This is a genomic window from Phenylobacterium sp., from assembly GCF_044236515.1.
Taxonomy (GTDB): domain Bacteria; phylum Pseudomonadota; class Alphaproteobacteria; order Caulobacterales; family Caulobacteraceae; genus Phenylobacterium.
Map to the genome: position 1 here is coordinate 1 of NZ_JBIIGK010000258.1, position 2,535 is coordinate 2,535.

Genomic DNA, 2,535 nt, shown 5'->3' on the forward strand with positions numbered 1-2,535 from the left:
AGCGCGGTGGATCGCCTCGACGCGATCATCGCCGAGGCGGCGCAAGCCAGCGGGCTGGAGGCGCGCGTGCGGCGCTTGCTCGACCTCTGGCTCGGCGAGCGGTTCGAGATCGCCGCGGGCCTCACGCCGCCGACGGCCCGCTTCAACGACATCCGCGCCCTTGCGCCGCCGCATCGCGACAGGGTGGTGGAGGCGTTCAACCTGATGTTCCACCGGCTGGGCGACCTGTTGGACGCCGAAGGCCGGCCGCTGCCGCGGCGACGGCGAAACGCGCGGGTGAACCTGCTGCTGGAACAGCTGCTGTGGTTGGTCGCCTGGCTGCCGCGCTACGACGCCGAGGACCAGCCGCGCCTCGTGGCGCGGATGTTCGACATCCTCATGAACGGGCTGGCGCCGGAGGGCGCCGCCTGGGCGCCGCGGGCGCTCGACACTTATGCGCCGCCGGAGGAGCCGGCGCGCGCGACCTTCCTCACGGCCGCGACCCGGCTGATCAACCAGCAGGGTTATCGCGGAGCCTCGGTGGACCGGATCTCCGCCAGTCTCAACCTCACCAAGGGCTCGTTCTATCACCACAACGAGGCCAAGGATGATCTCGTCGAGGCCTGCTTCGAGCGCACCTACCTGACGATGGAGCGGGCGCAGCGGGCCGCATTGGCGGCGGCGACGAACCAGTACGACGCTCTGGCCTCGTCGACCGCGGCGCTGGTGGCCGGGCAATTGACGGACTCGGGGCTGCTGCTGCGGTCCTCGGCGCTCAGCGTCGTGCCGGAGCCGATCTCGGCTCGCATGCTCCAGCGGGCGCAACGGGTGACCGACCGGTTCGCGGCGATGATCTCGGATGGCGTCGCCGACGGGTCGATCCGGCCGGTCGATCCGTTCATCGCCGCGCAGGTGATACATGGGGCGATCAACGCCGTCGCCGACCTCCCGCGGCTGGCGCCGAACCTTGGGCCCGCCGAGGCGGTGTCGCTTTACGCCCGGACCACCCTGACCGGCCTATTGCGCGATTGAGCCTGATCTTTGGTTGCTCCTGGCAACGGAACCGGCCGACGCGGGTTGGGTGGCCCATCAGCCGATGGAGCCCGCAAATGTCCCTTATCGATAAGGCCCTGGGCGCGATCACGCCGCCCGAGAGCGAGGAAGCCCGCGCCGAAGCGACCCGCAAGGCCCGCGCCGCCAGCGACGGGGCCGACTGGCTGGCCCTGGCGCTCGAACATCACGACGCCATCCGCGCCGCGTTCGACGCTTGCCGCCACGCGCAGGGCGCTCGAGCGCGAATCGAGGCCCTGCACGCTCTCGCCCGCGTGCTGAACGGCCACGCCTATGCCGAGGAGGTGGTGCTTTATCCGGCCATGGCGAAGGCCGGCGAGAAGGGCCACGCCGGCATGGCCTACAGCGAGCAGACGACGGCCAAGATGCAGATGGCCGAACTGGAGCGCATCGATCCAGCCGACGAGGCATGGGCCGACAAGCTGGAACACATCCGAGGCGCGGTCCTGCACCACGTCTATGAGGAAGAGAAGATCTGGTTCCCGGAGCTGAAGGCCGACTACGACGATCAGGCCTTCCTGACCCGACGCTTCCGCGAGGAAGCCGAACGCCTCCTGCGCGATGAGCCCATGGCCGGCGAGTCGCGCAGTTTCGGCGCGGACGACCAGATCCGCCCACTAGCCTGAGGCCGACGCGGCGTCCGTCTCCCCGGGCGGGAGACGGACGCCGCCGCCGTGTTCGTCAGAACGTCCGTTCCATCGGCGCCGCCAGCGCATCGGCGGTGACCGGCCGCCCGTCGGCCTGGGCGATCCGGCGGAAGGTGGCCAGCGCCTGGCCGGTCACCTGATCCATGTTGTAGTAGCGGTATGTGGCCAACCGCCCGACGAAGTGGACGTTCGGCGTCTGCAGGGCCAGAGCCTCGTACCTCTTGTAAAGCGCCTGATTTTCCGGACGCGGCACCGGATAGTAGGGGTCGCCGTCGGCCCGCGGGTACTCGTACGTCACCGTGGTCCTCGAGGAGACCTGGCCGGTCAGGTGCTTGTATTCACTGATCCGGGTGTAGGGCGTCGCCTCGTCGGGATAGTTGACGGTGCCGGTCAGTTGGAACTGCTCCTGGTCCAGCGTCTCGTGCCGGAAAGCGAGGCTGCGGTAGGGCAGCTTGCCGTAGCGGTGATCGAAGAACTCGTCGATCGGTCCGGTGAAGATCAGGCTGTCGTAGACGGTCTCGCCGCGCACGTCCTCGAACTCGACGCCGGTTTCCACTGTCAGGCCCGGCTGGTCGAGCATGGCCTCGAACATCCGGGTATAGCCCTGGGCCGGCATGGCCTGGAACTTGTCGGTGAAGTAGCGGTCGTCGGTGTTGACCCGGGTCGGCACCCGCGCGGTGACGGACTTGTCGAGCTCCGACGGGTCCATGCCCCACTGCTTGCGCGTGTAGCCGCGGAAGAAGGTCTCGTAGAGTTCGCGGCCGACCTGGTTGACGACCACGTCCTCGGAGGTGCGGATCTTCTCCACCGGCTCGGCGCGGCTCTTCAGATAGGCCTC

The 2,535-nt window shown here is 68.8% G+C and carries 3 protein-coding genes; 2 read left to right on the top strand and 1 reads right to left on the bottom strand.

Annotated features, from left to right (window positions below):
- Together ACILRF_RS15985 and ACILRF_RS15990 are read left to right on the top strand one after the other, a co-directional pair.
- Positions 1–1,011, top strand: a 1,011-nt coding sequence (locus ACILRF_RS15985; protein WP_395674640.1) for a TetR/AcrR family transcriptional regulator, incomplete at its 5' end; no start/stop codon positions are given.
- 77 nt (positions 1,012–1,088) lie between these two features.
- Entirely contained in the window at positions 1,089–1,676 is a 588-nt protein-coding gene (locus ACILRF_RS15990) for a hemerythrin domain-containing protein (RefSeq protein WP_395674642.1), read from the top strand.
- Between the two features lie 55 nt (positions 1,677–1,731).
- Here ACILRF_RS15990 and ACILRF_RS15995 read toward each other — a convergent pair.
- Positions 1,732–2,535 (bottom strand): UDP-galactopyranose mutase (locus ACILRF_RS15995; RefSeq protein WP_395674644.1); only part of this gene is annotated, 804 nt, incomplete at its 5' end.